Origin of the sequence: Marinobacter sp. DUT-1 (assembly GCF_050379415.1) — a bacterium.
In the GTDB taxonomy this organism is placed as follows: Bacteria; Pseudomonadota; Gammaproteobacteria; order Pseudomonadales; family Oleiphilaceae; genus Marinobacter.
Map to the genome: position 1 here is coordinate 689,956 of NZ_JBNRLS010000001.1, position 20,017 is coordinate 709,972.

The 20,017-nt window shown below is 58.8% G+C and carries 16 protein-coding genes; 11 read left to right on the forward strand and 5 right to left on the reverse strand.

Annotation, left to right across the window (positions count from 1 at the left end):
- Positions 1 to 113: 113 nt before the first annotated feature.
- On the reverse strand, positions 114 to 1,757 hold the full coding sequence (gene aceF, locus ACQUTG_RS03200; RefSeq protein ID WP_428918005.1) for a dihydrolipoyllysine-residue acetyltransferase: 1,644 nt from the start codon (positions 1,755 to 1,757) through the stop codon (positions 114 to 116).
- A gap of 10 nt (positions 1,758 to 1,767) precedes the next feature.
- Positions 1,768 to 4,431, reverse strand: a complete 2,664-nt coding sequence (gene aceE / locus ACQUTG_RS03205; protein WP_428918006.1) for a pyruvate dehydrogenase (acetyl-transferring), homodimeric type — start codon at positions 4,429 to 4,431, stop codon at positions 1,768 to 1,770.
- 666 nt (positions 4,432 to 5,097) lie between these two features.
- Here aceE and ACQUTG_RS03210 point away from each other — a divergent pair.
- Positions 5,098 to 6,462, forward strand: coding sequence for a KamA family radical SAM protein (locus tag ACQUTG_RS03210; RefSeq protein ID WP_428918007.1), 1,365 nt, complete (start codon positions 5,098 to 5,100; stop codon positions 6,460 to 6,462).
- Positions 6,463 to 6,564: 102 nt separating this feature from the next.
- Here ACQUTG_RS03210 and ACQUTG_RS03215 read toward each other — a convergent pair whose 3' ends face one another.
- Both ACQUTG_RS03215 and trxA read right to left on the reverse strand, forming a co-directional pair.
- Entirely contained in the window at positions 6,565 to 6,891 is a 327-nt protein-coding gene (locus tag ACQUTG_RS03215) for a hypothetical protein (protein ID WP_428918008.1), read from the reverse strand.
- 67 nt (positions 6,892 to 6,958) lie between these two features.
- Positions 6,959 to 7,822 (reverse strand): thioredoxin, encoded by an 864-nt coding sequence (gene trxA / locus ACQUTG_RS03220; RefSeq protein WP_428918009.1) that lies wholly within the window; start codon positions 7,820 to 7,822, stop codon positions 6,959 to 6,961.
- Positions 7,823 to 8,043: 221 nt separating this feature from the next.
- On the opposite strand from trxA, the gene lon reads away from it, so the two are divergent.
- The 3 genes from lon (at position 8,044) to ACQUTG_RS03235 (ending at position 12,309) form a co-directional block, all read left to right on the forward strand.
- Entirely contained in the window at positions 8,044 to 10,494 is a 2,451-nt protein-coding gene (gene lon, locus ACQUTG_RS03225; protein WP_428918010.1) for an endopeptidase La, read from the forward strand.
- A gap of 144 nt (positions 10,495 to 10,638) precedes the next feature.
- Positions 10,639 to 11,904 carry a PQQ-dependent sugar dehydrogenase gene (locus tag ACQUTG_RS03230; protein WP_428918011.1) on the forward strand — a complete coding sequence of 422 codons (1,266 nt, stop codon included), beginning with the start codon at positions 10,639 to 10,641 and terminating at the stop codon, positions 11,902 to 11,904.
- A 63-nt stretch (positions 11,905 to 11,967) separates the two neighbouring features.
- Entirely contained in the window at positions 11,968 to 12,309 is a 342-nt protein-coding gene (locus tag ACQUTG_RS03235) for a c-type cytochrome (RefSeq protein WP_428918012.1), read from the forward strand.
- A gap of 111 nt (positions 12,310 to 12,420) precedes the next feature.
- On the opposite strand, the gene ACQUTG_RS03240 is transcribed toward ACQUTG_RS03235, so the two are convergent.
- Positions 12,421 to 12,915, reverse strand: a complete 495-nt coding sequence (locus ACQUTG_RS03240) for a MarR family winged helix-turn-helix transcriptional regulator (RefSeq protein WP_092006365.1) — start codon at positions 12,913 to 12,915, stop codon at positions 12,421 to 12,423.
- 313 nt (positions 12,916 to 13,228) lie between these two features.
- Between ACQUTG_RS03240 and ACQUTG_RS03245 the strand changes: the two genes are divergently transcribed.
- The 7 genes from ACQUTG_RS03245 (at position 13,229) to ACQUTG_RS03275 (ending at position 19,964) form a co-directional block, all read left to right on the forward strand.
- Positions 13,229 to 14,065: a tetratricopeptide repeat protein gene (locus ACQUTG_RS03245; RefSeq protein ID WP_428918452.1), complete on the forward strand. Its 837-nt coding sequence runs from the start codon at positions 13,229 to 13,231 to the stop codon at positions 14,063 to 14,065.
- A gap of 197 nt (positions 14,066 to 14,262) precedes the next feature.
- On the forward strand, positions 14,263 to 15,375 hold the full coding sequence (locus ACQUTG_RS03250; RefSeq protein WP_428918013.1) for a branched-chain amino acid ABC transporter substrate-binding protein: 1,113 nt from the start codon (positions 14,263 to 14,265) through the stop codon (positions 15,373 to 15,375).
- A gap of 162 nt (positions 15,376 to 15,537) precedes the next feature.
- A complete protein-coding gene (livH, locus tag ACQUTG_RS03255) occupies positions 15,538 to 16,461 on the forward strand; it encodes a high-affinity branched-chain amino acid ABC transporter permease LivH (protein WP_428918014.1) in 924 nt (307 codons plus the stop codon).
- A complete protein-coding gene (locus ACQUTG_RS03260) occupies positions 16,461 to 17,732 on the forward strand; it encodes a high-affinity branched-chain amino acid ABC transporter permease LivM (RefSeq protein WP_428918015.1) in 1,272 nt (423 codons plus the stop codon). Before livH ends, ACQUTG_RS03260 begins: the two co-directional genes overlap by 1 nt.
- A 6-nt stretch (positions 17,733 to 17,738) precedes the next feature.
- Positions 17,739 to 18,494 carry a high-affinity branched-chain amino acid ABC transporter ATP-binding protein LivG gene (livG, locus tag ACQUTG_RS03265; RefSeq protein WP_092006350.1) on the forward strand — a complete coding sequence of 252 codons (756 nt, stop codon included), beginning with the start codon at positions 17,739 to 17,741 and terminating at the stop codon, positions 18,492 to 18,494.
- Positions 18,495 to 18,503: 9 nt separating this feature from the next.
- Complete coding sequence (locus ACQUTG_RS03270) at positions 18,504 to 19,205, forward strand: ABC transporter ATP-binding protein (protein WP_428918016.1); 702 nt, start codon at positions 18,504 to 18,506, stop codon at positions 19,203 to 19,205.
- 294 nt (positions 19,206 to 19,499) lie between these two features.
- Positions 19,500 to 19,964 carry a DUF3015 domain-containing protein gene (locus ACQUTG_RS03275; protein ID WP_428918017.1) on the forward strand — a complete coding sequence of 155 codons (465 nt, stop codon included), beginning with the start codon at positions 19,500 to 19,502 and terminating at the stop codon, positions 19,962 to 19,964.
- Positions 19,965 to 20,017 lie beyond the last annotated feature (53 nt).

The following is a 20,017-nucleotide window of genomic DNA, read 5'->3' on the forward strand; positions in this document are numbered from 1 at the left end:
CCCGAAACAAGCGCACATGGATGTGCTTGTAGCGTGTCCTGAAACGCGGCCCCGGCCTTTGTCGCGCCTCCCAACTCGCAGGCTGGGAGGCGCCATAGCACGGAACCTAAAACTTACAGCAGCAGGGTCCGAATATCCCCCAACAGCTGCGTCAGCAGATTGGTGAACCGCGCTGCATCGGCCCCGTTCACCGCACGGTGATCGTAGGACAGCGACAGCGGCAGCATCAGCCGTGGCTGGAACTCGCTGCCATCCCAGACCGGCTTCATCGCCGCCTTGGAGACACCCAGTATCGACACCTCCGGCGTGTTCACGATCGGCGTGAACGCCGTACCACCGATGCCACCCAGGCTCGTGATGGTAAAGCAGGCGCCCTGCATCTCTGCTGGCTTCAGCTGCTTGTCCCTTGCCTTCTGTGCCAGCTCGGCACTCTCGGCCGCCAGATCCCACAGTCCTTTCTGGTCCACGTCACGGATGACCGGAACCATCAGGCCGTGCGGGGTATCCACCGCGATACCGATGTGGATGTACTTCTTGCGAACCACCTCCTTGCGCTCCATGTCCAGGGACACGTTGAACTGGGGCAGTTCCGCCAGTGCCGCCGCACAGGCCTTGAGCAGGAACGGAAGCGGCGTCATCTTCACGCCCTTCTTCTCGCCCGCCGCCTTCTGCGCCTTGCGGAAGCTCTCCATCTCGGTGATGTCGGCTTCGTCGAACTGAGTCACGTGGGGCACGTTCAGCCAGCTGCGCTGCATGTTGGTGGCCGTGGCCGCCATCATGCGCGACATGGATTCGCGCTCCACCTCGCCGAACTGGCTGAAGTCCGGCAATTTCACACCCGGAATACCAGAGCCGGTGGCCACTCCACCGCCCTGCTGGGCCTGCTGCAACTGACCCTTCACATAGGCCTGGACGTCGTCCTTCACAATCCGGCCTTTCGGGCCACTGCCCTTCACGCGGGTCAGATCCGCACCCAATTCCCGGGCCAGCTTGCGCACGGCCGGGCCGGCATGGACCTTGGCACCTGGCGCTGGCGGCTCGTAGGTGGAACCCTGGGGCTGCGACGCTGCTTCCTGCGTGGATTTCTCGGCAGGCTTGCTTTCCGCTTTCTCTTCCTTTGCCGGTTCGGAAGGCGCTTCCTCTTCCTCGCCACCTTCCTCGACGACGGTCATTTCCAGCAGATCATCACCCTCGGAGAGCTTGTCGCCCTCTTTTACCAGGATCTTCTCCACCTTGCCGGCATAGGGAGACGGCACTTCCATCGTCGCCTTGTCGGACTCCACCGTCACCAGCGGATCTTCCGCCTCGATAGTGTCGCCTTCTGAGACGTTGATCTCGATCACCGGCACGTTATCAAAGCCGTCCAGATTCGGGACCTTGACCGTCTCCTTGCGGCTGCCTCCGGATTTCTTCTTCGGCGCAGGCTTGCTCTCTTCGGATTTGGCCTCGGATTTCTCCTCGACCTTCTCCTCCTGCTGCTCCGGTTCGCCCGCGTCCTCCGCGGACTCACCTGCTTCACCGGACGTTTCGATCATGCCGACGACATCGCCTTCGCTGACCTTGTCACCCACCTTGACGGTGATCTTGGTGATCTTACCCGCGAAGGGCGCCGGCAGTTCGACGGACGCCTTGTCGGATTCCACGGTCAGAATCGGATCTTCTTCCTCAACCGAGTCACCCGCGCTGGCGATGATTTCGATGATCTCGACTTCATCAGCACCGCCGAGATCGGGAACCTTGATTTCCTGTTCACTCATGGCGGTCTCCTTAGCTCAGCACCGGGTTCGTTTTGTTGCGATCGATTCCGTACTTGCGCATGGCTTCGAGAACCTGCTCTTCCTTGATCTCGCCATCTTTCGCCAGGGCGGACAGCGCGGTGACCGTCACGTAGTAGCGATCCACCTCGAAGAAGTTACGCAGCTTCTGGCGGGTATCGCTGCGGCCGAAACCGTCGGTGCCCAGTGTCATGAAAGTCTTGGGGATGAAAGCACGCAGCTGCTCGGAGTGCAGCTTGATGTAGTCGGTGGAGGACACCACCGGCCCCTGCTGCTTCTCCAGCATCTGGGTGACATAGGCTTTCTTCGGTTTGTCGTCCGGATGCAGGTGGTTCCAGCGCTCCACGTGCTGGCCATCTCGGGCCAGTTCGTTGTAGCTGGTCACGCTCCACACGTCCGAGGCCACGCCCCAGTCGTCTTTCAGCATCTGGGCGGCGGCACGAACCTCGTTGAGGATGGCGCCGGAGCCGAGCAGCTGAACCCGCGGGGTCTTTTTGCGACCCTTGGTTTCAACGGACTCGTACTTATACATGCCCTTGATAATGCCGTCCTCGCAGTCCTTCGGCATTTCCGGCTGCTCGTACATCTCGTTTTCGATGGTCAGGTAATAGAAGACGTTCCGGTTTTCCTCGAACATCTCTTTCATACCGTGACGGATGACCACAGCCATCTCATAGCCGTAGGCCGGGTCGTAGGCCTTACAGTTCGGGATGGTGTTGGCCAGGATGTGGCTGTGACCGTCCTGGTGCTGAAGGCCCTCACCGTTCAGGGTGGTACGGCCGGCGGTGCCACCGATCAGGAAGCCACGGGCCTGGATGTCACCGGAGGCCCAGGCCAGATCACCGACCCGCTGGAAGCCGAACATGGAATAGAACACATAGAATGGGATCAGCGGGAAGTTGTTGCTGCTGTATGAGGTGGCGGCGGCCATCCAGGCAGCCATGGAACCGTCCTCGTTGATGCCTTCCTGGAGGATCTGGCCTTTCTTGTCCTCCCGGTAGTACATGATCTGGTCACGATCCTGGGGTACGTACTTCTGGCCCTCGGAGGTGTAGATGCCCAGCTGACGGAACATGCCTTCCATACCGAAGGTCCGGGCTTCGTCCGGCACAATCGGTACCACCCGCTTGCCAATGCGCTTGTCTTTCACCAGGGCGGTGAGAATGCGCACGAACGCCATGGTGGTGGAGATTTCACGGCCGTTGGAACCTTCCAGCACCTGCTTGAAGATATCCAGCTCGGGAATCTGTAGCGGCTGGCAATCCTTGCGACGCTTGGGATAGAAGCCACCCAGATCCTGCCGGCGCTTCTTCATATACACCATCTCGGGGCTGTCCGGCGCTGGACGGTAGTAGGGAATCTCCTCCAGCTCGTCGTCCTTCAGGGGCACACCGAAGCGGTCGCGGAACTCCTTCAGGGTGTCCTTGTCCAGCTTCTTCAGGGAGTGAGCGGTGTTCTGGGCTTCGCCCGCGGCACCGAAACCATAGCCCTTGATGGTGTGGGCGAGGATAACAGTCGGCTTACCGTTGGCCTGGTTCACAGCCTTATGATAGGCCGCGTAGACCTTGTACGGGTCGTGGCCACCGCGGTTGAGCTTGGCGATGTCGTCGTCGGACAGGTTCTCCGCCAGCTTTGCCAGTTCCGGATACTTGCCGAAGAATTCCTTGCGGGTGTAGGCCGGGCCCTGGAACACGTAGTTCTGCAGGTCGCCATCGCAGATTTCGTCCATGGTCCGCTGCATGATGCCGTCTTCGTCTTTCTCGAACAGCGGATCCCACATGCGGCCCCAGACCACCTTGATCACGTTCCAGCCGGCACCGCGAAAGACACCTTCCAGTTCCTGGATGATCTTGCCGTTACCACGGACCGGGCCGTCCAGACGCTGCAGGTTACAGTTGACCACGAAGATCAGGTTGTCGAGACCTTCGCGGCCCGCTTTGGAGATAGAACCCAGGGTTTCCGGCTCGTCGCACTCGCCGTCACCCAGGAAGCCCCACACCTTGCGGCCGTCCATGTCGATCAGCTCGCGGTTGTGCAGGTACTTCATTACATGGGCCTGGTAAATGGCCTGGATCGGCCCAAGACCCATGGAAACTGTGGGGAACTGCCAGTAATCCGGCATCAGCCAGGGGTGCGGGTAGGAGGATAAGCCTTCGCCATCAACCTCTTCCCGGTATTTGTCCAGTTGCGATTCGTCGAAACGGCCTTCAAGGAAAGAGCGAGCGTAGATACCCGGCGCCGCGTGACCCTGGAAATACACCAGATCGGATTCACGCTTCTCGTCGCCACCGTGGAAGAAATAGTTGAAGCCCACGTCGTACAGCGTGGCCGCCGAAGAGAAGGTAGAGATATGGCCACCGAGTTCGCCCGGACGCTTGTTGGCGCGGACTACCATGGCCATGGCGTTCCAGCGGATCAGGGAACGGATACGACGCTCCATGAACAGGTCGCCCGGCATCTGCGCCTGCTGGATCACCGGAATGGTGTTGCGGAACGGCGTGGTGATGGAATAAGGCAACTCGGTGCCATCGCGGCTGGCACGCTCGGAGAGTCGCTCCAGAATGTATTTGGCTCGCTCAACGCCTTCGTTCTCGATCAGAGATTCCAGTGCGTCAAGCCATTCACTGGTTTCAATGGGATCATCGTCCTGGTACATCAAACCCTCCCCTTGGCATCAAAAGGTGCAGCGCGGGCCACGATCAGCAGCCGATGCGCATACGGTGTCGATAAGCTGCGTGAAATGCAGAGTAATTGTTATGGGTGTATCAGCCTGATGGCGGTACTGCAGGACAGTACATGGAATCTCCATCAAGCATAGAACAGCTTTCAAAGTTTTCCTGCCCGGCAAGCCTTGCGGAATCAGGCTTTTGGCCCGCGGCCAGCCGGTAATTCGAAAGCGCGCTCACATTGATGCGCCCGAAAGTGTAGTGTTTTTACTACATTTTAATTGAATAAAGCAATCAAATGGGCCGTTATGCCCCCTCGAACAACATTCCATTGCGGTTACTTACGCAAGAATGACCTTTTTCAGAGCACCACACAACCAGAATCAGACCAAGGTCGTAGTTTTCCGAACACTCCCAAAATTCATAGCGTTACTAAACGATCCAACTTCAATCGGACTTTTTCTCACAGCCAGTTTTTCTTTATTTTCAGCTACTTTTAAGCCCTATCGAGCCCCACACCCTCCATTTCTGGCGACATTTTTTAATTAGACCTGAAAATAAATTCCGATTTATGTATACTTGCCTGCCCGTTTTTTAACCACCGGAAAAGTGGTCCGACCACTTTTTCAGCCATTGGCAACAACAGAGGGCGATCTATGAACTCCATCGTCACCTTTCCGAACCGGATTCCCACTACGGAGTTCGAGGAACGGCGTTTCAAGGTCTACACCGACCGCCAGCTCGACAAGATCGACATCATCCAGAATCTCCCCGAAGAGACCCTGTTTGAAATGAAGGTGGTAGCCAGCGTGCTGCCATTCCGGGTCAACGAGTACGTGATCAACGAACTGATCAACTGGGACAAGGTACCCAACGATCCGATCTACCAACTTGTCTTCCCTCAAAAAGGGATGTTGAAGGACGAACATTTCGAGCGCATGGCAGCGCTGCACAAAGAAGGTGCCGACAAGAAGGAAATCCAGGCCGCCGCCAAGGAGATCCGGGACGAACTGAACCCCCACCCGGCCGGCCAGATGGAAATGAACATGCCGGAACTGGACGGTGAAGTACTGGACGGCGTGCAGCACAAGTACCGCGAGACCGTGCTGTTCTTCCCGGCCCAGGGCCAGACCTGCCACTCCTACTGCACCTTCTGTTTCCGCTGGGCACAGTTTGTCGGTGACAAGGACCTGAAGATGGCCAGCACCGAAGCGGAGAAGCTTCATGGTTATCTGAAAGAGCACACCGAAGTGACCGACCTGCTGGTCACCGGCGGTGACCCGATGGTGATGAAGACCAAGAACCTGGTCCAGTACCTTGAGCCGCTTCTGGAGCCTGAATTCGACCATATCCAGACCATCCGCATCGGTACCAAGGCCCTGACCTTCTGGCCTTACCGGTTCGTGACCGACAAGGATGCGGACGAGCTGATCGAGCTGTTCGCCAAGCTGGTCGACGCCGGCAAGCACGTAGCCATCATGGCCCACTACAACCACTGGCAGGAAATCACCACCGAGATCGCGGAAGAGGCCATCCGTCGCATCCGCGCCACCGGTGCCGAGATCCGCGCCCAGGGCCCGCTGATCAAGCACGTCAACGACGATGCCGACGCCTGGGCCAAGCTGTGGAAGAAGGAAGTGAAGCTGGGCATCATCCCCTACTACATGTTTGTAGAGCGGGACACCGGCGCCAAGAACTACTTCGAGGTACCCCTGGCCGAGGCCTACAATATCTACCGCGAAGCCATGAAGCAGGTCTCCGGTCTCGCCCGCACCGCCCGCGGCCCGAGCATGAGCGCCGGCCCCGGCAAGGTGGAGATCCAGGGCATCACCGAAATCAAAGGCGAGAAAGTCTTCGTCCTGCGCTTCCTCCAGGGCCGCAACCCGGACTGGGTACAGCGCCCGTTCTTCGCCAAGTACAGCGACACAGCCACCTGGCTGCATGAGCTGGAACCGGCCTTCGGGGAGGAGAAGTTCTTCTTCGAGGACGAATATGAGCAGATGAAGAAAGGCAACGGCTAAGAACTCGTTGCCAGCCCCGAGATGGGGATAGCCCCACTCGGTGTCGGGGCCGAAACCGCGGGGTCAGATGAAAGCCTTCATCTGACCCCTTTTCTTATCTTATCATCGGCCCCGTCCGCACTTCGGCACAAACCCCGCCGGCTTCTCCCGAATCCAGTCCACGAATACCCGCAATTCCTCCAGCTCCATCAGCTTGTCCCGGGTGTTGTAATGCAGCCCAAGTTCGTACTCGGAGCACGCGCGATGAATGGCGTTATGGCATGGCCGGCAGACCCATAGGGTCCGGGTGATCAGTTCTTCCCTGGTGAACAGTTTCTGGAACCGCTTTTTGCGATGCAGGTGTTTGGGGATGAGGTGGTGGCGGGTGAGTTTGGCGACGGGGCGTTGGCAGAGTTCGCAGTGGTCTGGTTGGGGTGGGAGTTTGAGCATGGCTTTAAGGTGGTTTGAAGGTGGGGTCAGATGAAGGTTTTCATCAGACCCCGGTGCCCCTCCACCGTCAGTGCATCAAGGTGTAGAGTTTTCTACGATAGGTGCGTACGTCCGGATTGTTGTTGCCGAGTTTGTCGAACAGCTCGATCAGGGTGGTTTTAGCGATGCCGTCCTTGTAGGTGCTGTCGGCCTGCATGAGGCGAATCAGCAGGTCCATGGCTTCGGCGTTTTCGTCTTTGAGCACGTGCTGCAGGGCCAGCTGATGGAGGGCTTCGGCGTTTTTCGGGTCGGCCTCCAGCTTTTTCTGGAGCTCGACCACCGGGGGCAGCTCGCCGGCCTGTTTCATGAACTTGATTCGGGCCGCCAGTTGCCTGGCCTGGTGCTGCATTTTTTCTTCCGGCGGCAGGCTATCCAGTACCTGCTCGGCAGTTTCCAGGTCGCCGGTTTCCGCCTTCAGTTGCGCCAGGTCGATCAGGACCTTCATGTTTTCGGGGTCCTGGCGGTTCAGCTCAGTGAGGATCTCCAGGGCACCGTTGACGTCGCCGTTCTCCCACAGTCTATGGGCGGCGTCATAGGGATCTTCTTTCGGTGCCTCCACGTGCTTGTCCAACACTTTACGGATTTCGCTCTCTGGCTGGGCGGCGTTGAAGCCGTCCACGGCCTGGCCATCCTTCACCAGGATCACGGTCGGCAGGCTGCGCACGCCGAGGCTTGCGGTCAGCTCCTGCTGTTCGTCGGCGTTAATCTTGGCGAGTTTGAAGCCGCCTTCGTATTCATTGGCCAGCTTCTCGAGAATCGGCATCAGCTGCTTGCACGGTGCGCACCACTCAGCCCAGACGTCGATCAGAATAGGCGTGTTGGCAGAGGCATCCATTACCTCCTGCTGAAAATTCTCCATGGTGGCGTCAAAAACGTAGGGCGAGTTGCTCATCGGGGCACCTGAAACCGTTGAATGAATATAAGAATCTGCTTCGATCATGGGGCCAATAGCGGGAAAATCAAGCTCCCGATGGCCTCTGATTCTATGGTCTGCGACCAGGCCAAATCCTTGAAATAGCCGTAACTGCCGCTACATACGCAAGTAGACATGATCGCGGGCCACTGTTCACTATCGCCCGCTCGATGACAACCTTTGAGGGATGCAACGACGGCATGAATGACGAAAACCGCAATGACAGCCTTGAGGAATTTGAGGAAGACGTGACCGAATACATCGGCAAGGATGAGCACAGCAAGAGCCTTGCCCTGACCCAGCAGGTCATGCCCCGGCGCATGTACGTGCTGCCGGTCTCCAATCGGCCGTTCTTCCCGGCCCAGGTTCAGCCGGTGGTGGTCAACCAGGATCCCTGGCATGAAACCCTGAAGCGCGTGGGTGAGACCGATCATCGTGTCCTCGGTATCTGCTACGTGGAAGAACACGACGCCGAACAGAACATCCCCGCCAGTGAGCAACTGGAAACCATCGGCTGCGCCGTGCGCGTGCACCATGCCCAGAAGGAAAGCGGCAAAGTCCAGTTCATCGCCCAGGGGCTGCAGCGATTCCGCATTGTCCAGTGGTTGCGCCGCAAGCCACCCTATCTGGTGGAAGTGGAATATCCGAGTGAACCGGAAGAAGACGCCGACGAACTGAAGGCCTATACCCTTGCCATCATCAGCGCCATCAAGGAGCTGCTGCGTACCAACCCGCTCTATGGCGAGGAAGTGAAGCAGTACCTTTCCCGCTTCGGTCCGGACGACAGTTCACCCCTGGCTGACTTTGGGGCCTCCATGACCAGCGCCCCCGGGCCCGAGCTCCAGGACGTGCTGGATACCGTGCCGCTGCTCCGGCGTATGGAAAAAGTCCTGCTGCTGATGCGCAAGGAGCAGGAAGTGGCACGCCTGCAATCGGAGATCAGCGAAGAGGTCAACGAGAAGGTGCAGAAGCACCAGAGAGAGTTCTTCCTGCGCGAACAACTCAAGGTGATCCAGCGCGAGCTGGGCATGGCCAAGGACGACAAGACCGCCGATGCGGAGCGCTTCGAGGAGCGAATGGCCAAGCTGAATCCTCCCGAGCCGGTACAGGAACGCTTCCGGGATGAACTTCAGAAACTGCAGGTGCTGGAACAGGGCTCTCCGGAATACGGCGTGACCCGAAATTATCTGGACTGGCTCACCCAGGTGCCCTGGGGCCAGTACTCGGAAGATCATTTCGACCTGGCCGAAGCCCGACGCATTCTCGACCGGGACCATGATGGTCTGGATGACGTGAAAGACCGCATCGTCGAATTCCTGGCCGAGGGCACCTTCAATGGCGAAGTCAGCGGCTCGATCCTGCTACTGGTCGGCCCGCCCGGCGTGGGCAAGACCTCCATCGGCCATTCTGTTGCCGATGCTCTTGGCCGTCAGTTCTACCGCTTCAGCGTGGGCGGCATGCGTGACGAGGCGGAAATCAAGGGGCACCGCCGCACTTACATCGGCGCAATGCCTGGTAAGTTTGTGCAGGCCCTGAAGGATTCGAAAGTCGCCAACCCGGTGATCATGCTGGACGAGATCGACAAGATTGGTGCGTCCTACCAGGGGGATCCGGCCTCTGCCCTGCTGGAAACCCTGGATCCGGAGCAGAACCGGGAGTTCCTCGACCACTATCTCGATGTCCGCATGGATCTCTCCAAGGTGCTGTTCATCTGTACCGCCAACCAGCTGGATACCATTCCCCGGCCGCTGCTGGACCGGATGGATGTCATTCGCCTGTCCGGCTACATCACTGAGGAGAAGCTGGCGATCGCCAAACATCATCTGATGCCTCGGCTGCTAAAACGGGCCGGATTGCTGAAAAAGCAACTCAACATCACCGACGCCGCCCTCAGGCAGGTGATCGAGGGCTACGCCCGTGAAGCCGGCGTGCGGAGTCTGGAAAAGCTGCTGCACAAGATCATCCGCAAGGGCATCGTGAAACTTCTGGATGATCCAGACAAGCCGGTGAAGGTAGGCGTGGCGGACCTTGCCGAGTACCTCGGGCAGCCGGCATTCCGCAAGGAAAAGTCGCTCAAAGGCACCGGCGTGGTAACCGGCCTGGCGTGGACCGCCATGGGCGGCGCGACGCTCAGCATCGAGGCTTCCCGAATCCACAGCAGCCAGCGTGGCTTCAAGCTCACCGGGCAACTGGGGGATGTGATGCGGGAGTCGGCGGAGATCGCCTACAGCTATGTGTCATCGAACCTGAAACGGTACAAGGGCGATCCGACCTTCTTCGATAAGTCCTTTGTGCACCTGCATGTGCCCGAGGGCGCCACGCCGAAGGACGGCCCGAGTGCCGGGGTTACCATGGCCACCGCGCTGCTGTCCATCGCCCGGAAGGAAGCGCCACAGCAGAACGTGGCCATGACCGGGGAGCTGACCCTGACCGGTCAGGTGCTTCCGGTCGGCGGCATCCGGGAAAAGGTGATCGCCGCGCGGCGGCAAAAAATCAGTAACCTGATCCTGCCAGAGGCTAACCGGGGGGATTACGAGGAGCTGCCGGAATATCTCAGGGAAGGACTGACGGTGAGTTTTGCCCGCCATTACAACGACGTGTTTCAGGTCTGCTTTGGTAACAAGCCTCGCAAGGGATCGAGCGTGCACTGACATAACTGGTCTAACCAGTGAGCGACCACCTTGACGCTCACTGGACCGTTGTCTTTACTCGATTTGATTTTGATCAAAAAGTAAACGGCCGGTGCGTTTCGATGTACCGGCGCCCTACTCGTTGATAAAGAGAGCGGTAAAACAATGAACAAAAAAGCCTCAATCCTGTGCGTGGCCGCAGGCCTCGCTTTCGTTCCCTTCGCTCACAGCCAGTCCGACAACACACTCAAAAAACTGGGCAACTTCCAGACCACTGGAGAAGCCGAGTTCACTGTTATCGACCAGAACAGCGACAGTGCCGACGCTATCCGCAAAACGCTGGAGAAAATTAAGCTGCCAGAAGGCTTTGAAATAAGCCTGTATGCCCTGGTCCCTGACGCGCGCCACATGGCCGTTGGCCCCCAGGGCGTGGTCACTTTCGTGGGGACCCGGAAAACAGAAGTCTGGGCGGTAACCGACCGTGACAAGGATCGCGTAGCCGATGAAGTAAAGAACTTCGCCCCCTCACTGTCCAAGGCCGTGCCCAATGGCCCCTGCTTCTCGCCAGACGGCGTACTCTACATCGCCGAGCAGAATCGGGTGCTTGCCTACCCTGCCGCTGAATTCTTCTATGAAGGTGGCGACGTGGTGGCCTCCGAGGTCATCCCCCAGGGCGAGCTGATCCCGGAGCAGTTCGTGAGCTACAACCATACCGCACGGGTCTGCGACGTGGGTCCGGACGGCAAGCTCTATATCTCGCTGGGCCAGCCCTATAACGTGGCACCGCGCGAGCATCTGGACACATTCAACGAAGTTGGTATCGGCGGCATGATCCGGGTAAATCAGGATGGCACCGAGCGCGAGGTTTACACCCGCGGCATCCGGAACTCGGTTGGTCATGATTTCCACCCGACCACCGGCGAACTCTGGTTCACGGACAACCAGGTGGACGGCATGGGGGACGACATCCCGCCCGGTGAAATCAACCGGCAAACTGCCATGGGTCAGCATTTTGGTCATCCCTGGTACGGAGGCGGAGATGTCCGCACCAACGAGTACAAAGGTGAGGAAGTGCCGGTCGAGGTAGTCTTCCCGGTTTCCGAGACCGTGGCCCATGCAGCAGACCTCGGCATGATGTTCTACACCGGCAGGATGTTCCCGAAAAAGTATCAGGGCGGAATTTTCTCTGCTCAGCACGGCTCCTGGAACCGGACAGTGCCGATTGGGGCACGGGTGATGTTCACGCCGGTGGACGCGGAGGGCAATATTGCCGGTGAGACCGTGCCTTTCGCGGAAGGATGGCTGGATGAAAACGGTGAATACCTGGGCAGGCCGGTGGATGTGGCGCAACTGAAAGATGGTTCGCTGCTGGTCTCTGACGACCTTGCCGGAGCTGTTTACCGGATTGCCTATACCGGATCAGATTCCTGAGCCTTACCCCATCCGTTGAAGTGCCGGGGAGGTGCCGACTCCCCGGCTGACTGGAGAGCCTGTATGCAGAGAAAGATGAAGTCCGCGCTATCCGGCACGGTACTCCTGACCTCCCTCCTGGCGTTTACTTCCGCCGCCCTTGCCGCCGACCCCGCCGAGGGTCGGAAACTGGCGTCCCAATGCAAGACCTGTCATGGCCTGGATGGTATTGCCAAAATACCGATCGCACCAAACCTTGCCGGCGAAAGCCAGATCTACATTCAGAACCAGCTGAAGGCCTTCCGCAGCGGCAAGCGAGAACATGAAATGATGTCGGTGGTGGCCAAGAACCTGACCGATCAGGAAATCGCGGATCTTGCCGCTTGGTACCAATCCATCGAGATCAGAGCCAGGATGCCCGAATAGGTTGGCTAAGATGGGGTCAGATGAAGGCTTTCATCTGACTCCGGGGGCCGGCTCAACTTCGGAGGTTAACGGGGTCAGAAGAAAGCTTTCTTCTGACCCCTTTTTCACGCCTCAGGCCTTCTCCTTCCAGCCGTCGTCTTTCAGCACCGAACCCACAGTCAGCACCGGCGAGGCGTCGATTTCATCGGCATCCATCATGTTCGCCACACGCTGCAACGAGGCCAGGATCATGGTCTGCTCCCACTCGTGCAGGCTCTGGAACTTCTGGATGAAGTCTTCCTGCAGGGGATTCGGGGCGCGGGAGAGGATGTCGGCGCCCTCTTCGGTCAGATGCGCGTGGACCTTGCGCTTGTCCTTGGTGCTGCGGACACGATAGACCAGCTTACGGTGTTCCAGCCGGTCCAGGATGGTGGTCACGGTGGCCTGGCTCAGGCTGACCTTGTCGGCGATGGTGCCGATGGTCACTTCCCCCAGATCCCGGATGGTACGCATGATCAACAGTTGCGGGCCGGTGAGCCCGGCGTGCTTGCTCAGCCGCTTGGAATGAAGATCCGTTGCCCGGATGACGCGGCGAAGCGCTACCAGCACCTGTTCATAATTGTCCACAGAGTTGCTCCGACTGCTCAACACTTGTTTATACCTCTAACTATTAGAGGTCTTTGTACCGTTAAATGCAAGTGGGCACTTCCACTTAACCTCGCTCTATTCTCCTTCAAGCTGTCGGTACGGCATTTTTTCCGCCAGCCACTATGCTAAGGTCAGCTGTTTTCCAATACCGCAAAACGGACGCAGTACCATGATCAACCGATTCACCCTCTCGCTACCGTCATTGCTCAAGACATTGCGTGCCGGCGCGATGCTGTTCTTGCTCCTCCTGGCCGGGACTGCGGCCGCCCAGGACACCGGAGACCGGCCATCCATGGACGACGATGTCACCTCCGATGACGTGGCCGCTGCGCTCGCCGACCTCGAAGAGCCCATGTACACGCCGTTCATCGAGCTCTACCTGCTGGAGGAAAGCAAGGCCCTGCGCAAGGAAATGATGGATACCCGCGCCGAACTGATCGAGAAGGTGGTCGACAAGGAGCTTTCCGTGGCCGACAAGACCATGTCCTACGCCACCGATACCGTCACCTACTTCTTCTACCTGATTGCCGGCGCCACCTCCATCCTGGTTGTGATCGGCTGGAACTCGATCAGGGACATGCGTAACCAGCTGGCCAGCGTGGCAGAGAAACGCGTGAATGAGCTGGTGGTTGAATACGAGAAGCGCCTCAAATCCATCGAGGAACAGCTGCAGCAGAAGTCCGACATCATTCACCAGAACCAGGCCGAGATTGAACGCACTAACGAGGTGCACTCGCTCTGGCTTAAGGCAAGCCAGGAAACCTCACAGCAGAACAAGATCGCCGCCTACGACCGCATCCTCGACCTCCGGCCGGACGATGTGGAAGCCCTCAGCTACAAGGCCGATGCCGTTCTTGAAATGCAGGAACCCCTCTGGGCCATCAGCCTTTGCCGACGAGCTCTCAAGCTGGATCCGGAGAACGGTCACGCCCATTACCAGCTCGCCTGCGCCTATGCGGAAATCGGCCGCTGGGAAGATGCCGTGAGCACTCTGGAGAAAGCCATCGATATATCGGAAGCCTATCGGGACGATGCTTCCGTGGATCCGAGTTTCGAGCAGTTGCGTGAACATGAAAGCTTCCGCACACTGGTGTTTCCGGATCAGGAGGACAACAGCACGGACGCGTGACACTTTTCTCAGCCAGGCACACGCTTTGCAAGCTGTCTGCCAGTTTGAAGCTTTCTGTCTTCAACACGGACATGTTTTGCAAAAGTTGTGTTCCTGAACAAACCCCGGCCCCGATTGCTTGACAACCAGTGGCTCGTGGTGTTTGTTTAACTCTCTGAGAACACAAGAATAACCCTGAACCAAACAGGACTGACCCAATGAGAACCTCAGTAAAGAAACTCGCAACCGCTGTAAGCACTTCCGTCGCCCTGATGGCCGCCGGCCAGGCAGCTGCAGAGATCCAGATCGGCATTGCCGGCCCGATGACCGGCCCCGTGGCCCAGTATGGTGACATGCAGTTCTCCGGTGCCCGCATGGCCATCGAGCAGATCAACGCCAACGGCGGCGTGATGGGCGAAGAGCTCGTTGCCGTCGAGTACGATGATGTCTGTGACCCGAAGCAGGCCGTAACCGTGGCCAACAGCCTGGTCAACGACGGTGTTCGCTTTGTGGTAGGCCACCTGTGCTCCAGTTCCACCCAGCCGGCTTCTGACATCTATGAGGATGAAGGCATTCTGATGGTCACTCCGGCTTCCACCAGCCCGGACATCACCGAGCGTGGCTACGAGCTGGTCTTCCGCACCATCGGTCTGGACAGCATGCAGGGCCCGGTCGCGGGTAACTACATTGCCAGCCAGAACCCCGAACGTGTCGCTATTGTTCACGACAAACAGCAATATGGTGAAGGCATCGCTACCGCCGTGCGCGATACCCTCAAGGACCAGGGCGTTGAAATCGCCATGTTCGAAGGTATCACCGCTGGCGACAAGGACTTCTCATCCCTGGTTACCAAGCTCAAGCAGGCGGATGTGGACTACGTCTACTACGGCGGCTACCACCCGGAACTGGGCCTGATCCTGCGCCAGGCGCGCCAGGCTGATCTGGATACCAAGTTCATGGGCCCGGAAGGTGTCGGCAACAAGGACATCAACACCATCGCGGGCGAAGCTGCAGAAGGCCTGCTGGTAACCCTGCCACCGGCATTCGACAAGAAGGCCGAGAACCAGGAACTGGTCAAAGCCTTCCAGGACAAGGGTGAAGACCCCTCCGGTCCGTTCGTGCTGACTTCCTACACTGCGGTCCAGCTGATTGCCGACGGCATCGAGCAGGCCGAATCCACCGATCCGTTCGAAGTTGCCGAAGCCCTGCGCAGTGGCACCTTCCAGACTCCAATCGGCACCGTTGAATACGACCAGGCCGGCGACATGAAGTCATTCGAGTTCGTGGTCTACGAGTGGCATTCAGATGGAAGCAAAACTCCGGTAAACTGAGCCAAAATCGTTAACAAACGGTAATAATGAGAGCACCTTCTCACCGCGATCCGGGAGAAGGTGTTTTTCTAGGCTCCTGTTGATTCTCCCCTGTCCCCGGTGCGGATAACCCGGACCAGAGGCACGGAAGCGGAGGGAGCGGGCCTTCGGAGTTCAAAAACAATGCAAGACCTCCTTTACTTCTCTCAGCAGCTCATCAACGGGCTGACGATCGGGAGCACCTACGCCCTGATCGCCATCGGTTACACGATGGTTTACGGCATCATCGGCATGATCAACTTTGCCCATGGTGAGATCTACATGATTGGCGCCTACACCGCGCTGATTGCCATCACCGGCCTGGCCTCCCTTGGCGTTGCCTGGCTGCCGGTAATCCTGATTGTGGCGCTGATCTGCGCCATGCTGGTTTCCAGCTCGATGGGCTGGGCCGTGGAACGGGTCGCCTACCGGCCGGTTCGCGGGCGCCACCGGCTGATCCCGCTGATTTCCGCCATCGGGATGTCCATCTTCCTGCAGAACTACGTCCATCTGGCACAGGGTTCCCGCAACATCGGCTTCCCGGCCCTGATCGAGGGTGGCTTCCAGTTCGGCTCATCGGAGGGCTTCCAGATGTCCCTCTCCTACATGCAGATCACCATCTTCATCACCACGCTGATCTGTATGACGGCCCTGTCGCTGTTCATTGCCCGCTCCCGGACCGGTCGCGCCTGCCGCGCCGTTTCCCAGGATCTGGGCATGGCCAACCTGCTGGGCATTGATACCAACCGGATCATCTCGGCAACGTTCGTGATCGGTGCCGCCCTGGCAGCCGTGGCAGGGCTCCTGCTCGGCATGTACTACGGTTCGGTCGATCCTCTGTTCGGTTTCATTGCCGGCCTGAAAGCCTTCACAGCAGCCGTCCTCGGTGGTATCGGAAGCATCCCGGGCGCCATGCTCGGCGGTCTGATACTCGGCGTGGCAGAAAGCATGACCTCCGGCTACCTCAGCGGCGAGTACAAGGATGTCATCTCGTTCAGCCTGCTCATTCTGATTCTGCTGTTCAAACCCACCGGCCTGCTTGGCAAACCGGAGGTTGAGAAGATCTGATGGCTGCTCAAAATTTTAGACATGCACTGTTCTGTGCAATTATCACTGTAATCATCGCCTATCCAATCCTGGGCCTGAATCTGGTTGCCGAGGGCACGTCCGTTGGCCTGGAAGGCGCGACCACCGCGACCGTCGTCAACGTATTCCTGGCTGCCGTGGCGGTTTTCCTGTTCCAGCTGTTCCGCGACAACATCATGGGTGCGTTCGGCAAGGTTCCGAACCTCAACCCGCTGGCCAAGCGTGGTCCGGTATCCATGGAAAAGCGCCTGCTGATGGAACGGGTGTTCTTTGTAGCAATCATCCTGCTTGCACTGGTCTGGCCGTTTATCGTGTCCCGCGGCGCGGTCGACCTGGCCACCCTGGTGCTGATCTACATCATGCTCGCGCTTGGGCTGAATGTGGTGGTGGGCCTGGCCGGCCTGCTCGACCTCGGCTACGTGGCGTTCTATGCAGTGGGTGCCTACACCTTCGCGCTCCTGTCCCAGTACTTCGGGATCTCCTTCTGGCTGGCTTTGCCGATTGGCGCCCTGCTCGCCGCCCTGTTCGGGTTTGTGCTGGGCTTTCCGGTGCTCCGTTTACGCGGTGACTATCTCGCCATCGTCACCCTGGGCTTCGGGGAGATTATCCGTATCCTGCTGAACAACTGGACTTCGCTCACCGGCGGCCCCAACGGCATCGGTGGCATTCCGGATCCGACCCTGTTCGGTATGGAGTTTGGCCGCCGGGTCAAGGAGGAAGGCAACGTCTCCTTCCACGAAACCTTCGGCATCGCCTATTCCGGTGAGCACAAGGTGATTTTCCTGTACCTGATCGCCCTGTTGCTGGCCATCTTTACCCTGCTTGTCATCCGCCGTTTCATGCGTATGCCCGTGGGTCGTGCCTGGGAAGCCCTGCGGGAAGATGAGATCGCAGCCCGCTCCCTGGGCATGAGCCGTACCGCGGTGAAGCTCTCGGCCTTCACCATCGGCGCTTTCTTTGCCGGCTTTGCCGGTACCGTGTTCGCCTCCAAGCAGGGCTTTATCAGCCCGGAATCCTTCGTATTCCTGGAGTCCGCCATCATCCTGGCCATCGTGGTCCTGGGTGGCATGGGCTCACAGGTCGGGGTGATCCTGGCTGCGATTGCCGTCACCATCCTGCCCGAGCTCGCCCGGGAGTTCTCCGAATACCGGATGCTCATCTTTGGTGCCGCCATGGTACTGATGATGGTCTGGCGTCCGCAGGGCCTTTTGCCCATGCGCCGCATTCAAATCGAACTCAAAGAGCAGGGGTGACAGACAATGCTTGAAGTACAGAATCTGTCCATGCGCTTCGGCGGCCTGCTGGCGGTGGACCAGGTATCCGTGGATGTCCGGGAACACGAGATCGTGTCAATTATCGGCCCCAACGGCGCCGGCAAGACCACTGTGTTCAACTGCATCAGTGGTTTCTACAAACCGACCGGCGGCAAAATCCTGTTCCAGGGGCAGGAAATACAGGGCAAGCCCGATTACAAGATTTCCCGCCTGGGCATGGTGCGCACGTTCCAGCACGTCCGCCTGTTCAGCAAGATGACGGTGGTGGAGAACCTGCTGGTGGCCCAGCACCGGCACCTGAACACCAACCTGCTGGCCGGCCTGCTGAAAACCCCGGATTACCGGGAGCGGGAGAAGAAATCACTGGAGCGGGCACGGTACTGGCTGGACCGGGTCGGCCTGCTTGAGATGGCCAACTGGGAAGCCGGCAACCTGGCCTATGGCCAACAACGGCGCCTGGAGATCGCCCGCTGCATGGTAACCGAACCGCAGCTGCTGATGCTGGACGAACCGGCAGCCGGCCTCAACCCGGCGGAAACGAAGGAACTGGATCAGCTGATTGTCAGCCTGAAAGAGGACTACAACGTTTCCGTGTTGCTGATTGAGCACGACATGAGCCTGGTAATGGGTATTTCCGACCGGATCAACGTCATTAACCAGGGTCGTCCCCTGGCCAGTGGCACCCCAGAGGAAATCCGCCAGAACGACGACGTGATCAAAGCCTATCTGGGCGAGGCCTGAGGACCAACCATGCTAGTACTTGAGAATGTTCATACCCACTACGGGAAAATCGAGGCGCTGCACGGGGTATCGGTCGAGGTCAAGAAAGGCGAGATCGTCTCCCTGATCGGTGCCAACGGCGCCGGCAAGACCACCCTGCTGATGACCGTCTGCGGCACTCCGCAGGCCAGCTCCGGCCGGGTCATCCTGGAAGGCCGGGACATAACCCGGGAACCCACCTCCCAGATTATGCGCTCGGGCATCTCCATCGTGCCCGAAGGGCGCCGGGTGTTCTCCGGGCTGACCGTGGAAGAAAACCTGCACATGGGCGGGTTCTTCAACACCAAGGCAGAGATCCGCAAGAGCCAGGACCATGTCTACGACCTGTTCCCCCGGCTCAAGGAACGGGAGCACCAGCGCGCCGGCACCATGTCCGGCGGTGAGCAGCAGATGCTCGCCATCGGCCGCGCCCTGATGAGCAAACCCCGGATGATCATCCTGGACGAGCCATCCCTGGGGCTGGCGCCAATTGTGATCCAGCAGATCTTCGAGATCATCGGTCAGCTGCGTGAAGAAGGGATCACGGTATTCCTGGTGGAGCAGAACGCCCACCAGGCCCTGAACCTGGCTGACCGCGGCTACGTGCTGGAGACCGGACGGATCCGGCTGCACGATACCGGCAAGAATCTGCTGGCCAACCCGGACGTGCGCAACGCCTACCTCGGCGGCTGACAGCTCCCCGAAGGATCGGCAGAACTGCCGGGGTGTGGCAACACGCCCCGGCTTTTTTATGAATGTGGCCTGAAAAGAGACACATTCCGGCGCGGGCGCAGTGAAAAAATCCGACATAAATCAATTACTCACAAATCCCTTCACTTGCGAATCCGGAACTTGGGCTATACTCAAGCCAACGGTCTACCTGTCTCCACAGGACCTGTCAGGGCCGTTCTTTCCCGGCTGTCCCCAATGGGGCCGGCCGGGAGATCAATGCGACGACTGCAAAAAAACCACAGAAAGGAGTGGATAATGAAAAAACTGTTCGCAGGTGCAATTCTTCTGGGTGCGTCCTCCATGGCTTTTGCCCAGCCGGGCTGCGGCGTGGGTGCCATGATCTGGAAAGGACAATCCGGTATTGCTCCCCACGTTCTGGCCGCCACCACCAACGGTACCTTCGGTAACCAGACCTTTGGTATGACCTCTGGCACCCTGGGTTGTCAGACCAATCAGGCGGTTCAATCCATGGCCATGTACATGGATAGCAACATCGACAAGGTTGCCCGGGACATGTCCCGTGGCTCCGGTGAAAACCTCGACACCCTCGCCGTTCTGCTGGGTGTAGAGGAAGCTGACCGCGATGCATTCCGCAAAGTACTCCAGGATAACTTCGCTGCCATCTTCCCGGATGCCGACACCACTTCCGGTGAGGCCGTCGATGCCATCGTTGCCCTGCTGGAGCAGGATAAGAACCTGAGCAAATACGTAGCGGCATAACTGTCGTTTACAGCAAGGAAGGACATGGCGCCAGGGATGGCGCCTGACCGTTT

Excerpts from the sequence above, each read along its gene's own strand:
- aceF (WP_428918005.1), bottom strand. The coding sequence starts at position 1,757 with ATGAGTGAACAGGAAATCAAGGTTCCCGATCTCGGCGGTGCTGATGAA.
- aceE (WP_428918006.1), bottom strand. The coding sequence starts at position 4,431 with ATGTACCAGGACGATGATCCCATTGAAACCAGTGAATGGCTTGACGCA.
- ACQUTG_RS03210 (WP_428918007.1), top strand. The coding sequence starts at position 5,098 with ATGAACTCCATCGTCACCTTTCCGAACCGGATTCCCACTACGGAGTTC.
- ACQUTG_RS03215 (WP_428918008.1), bottom strand. The coding sequence starts at position 6,891 with ATGCTCAAACTCCCACCCCAACCAGACCACTGCGAACTCTGCCAACGC.
- trxA (WP_428918009.1), bottom strand. The coding sequence starts at position 7,822 with ATGAGCAACTCGCCCTACGTTTTTGACGCCACCATGGAGAATTTTCAG.
- lon (WP_428918010.1), top strand. The coding sequence starts at position 8,044 with ATGAATGACGAAAACCGCAATGACAGCCTTGAGGAATTTGAGGAAGAC.
- ACQUTG_RS03230 (WP_428918011.1), top strand. The coding sequence starts at position 10,639 with ATGAACAAAAAAGCCTCAATCCTGTGCGTGGCCGCAGGCCTCGCTTTC.
- ACQUTG_RS03235 (WP_428918012.1), top strand. The coding sequence starts at position 11,968 with ATGCAGAGAAAGATGAAGTCCGCGCTATCCGGCACGGTACTCCTGACC.
- ACQUTG_RS03245 (WP_428918452.1), top strand. The coding sequence starts at position 13,229 with ATGGACGACGATGTCACCTCCGATGACGTGGCCGCTGCGCTCGCCGAC.
- ACQUTG_RS03250 (WP_428918013.1), top strand. The coding sequence starts at position 14,263 with ATGAGAACCTCAGTAAAGAAACTCGCAACCGCTGTAAGCACTTCCGTC.
- livH (WP_428918014.1), top strand. The coding sequence starts at position 15,538 with ATGCAAGACCTCCTTTACTTCTCTCAGCAGCTCATCAACGGGCTGACG.
- ACQUTG_RS03260 (WP_428918015.1), top strand. The coding sequence starts at position 16,461 with ATGGCTGCTCAAAATTTTAGACATGCACTGTTCTGTGCAATTATCACT.
- livG (WP_092006350.1), top strand. The coding sequence starts at position 17,739 with ATGCTTGAAGTACAGAATCTGTCCATGCGCTTCGGCGGCCTGCTGGCG.
- ACQUTG_RS03270 (WP_428918016.1), top strand. The coding sequence starts at position 18,504 with ATGCTAGTACTTGAGAATGTTCATACCCACTACGGGAAAATCGAGGCG.
- ACQUTG_RS03275 (WP_428918017.1), top strand. The coding sequence starts at position 19,500 with ATGAAAAAACTGTTCGCAGGTGCAATTCTTCTGGGTGCGTCCTCCATG.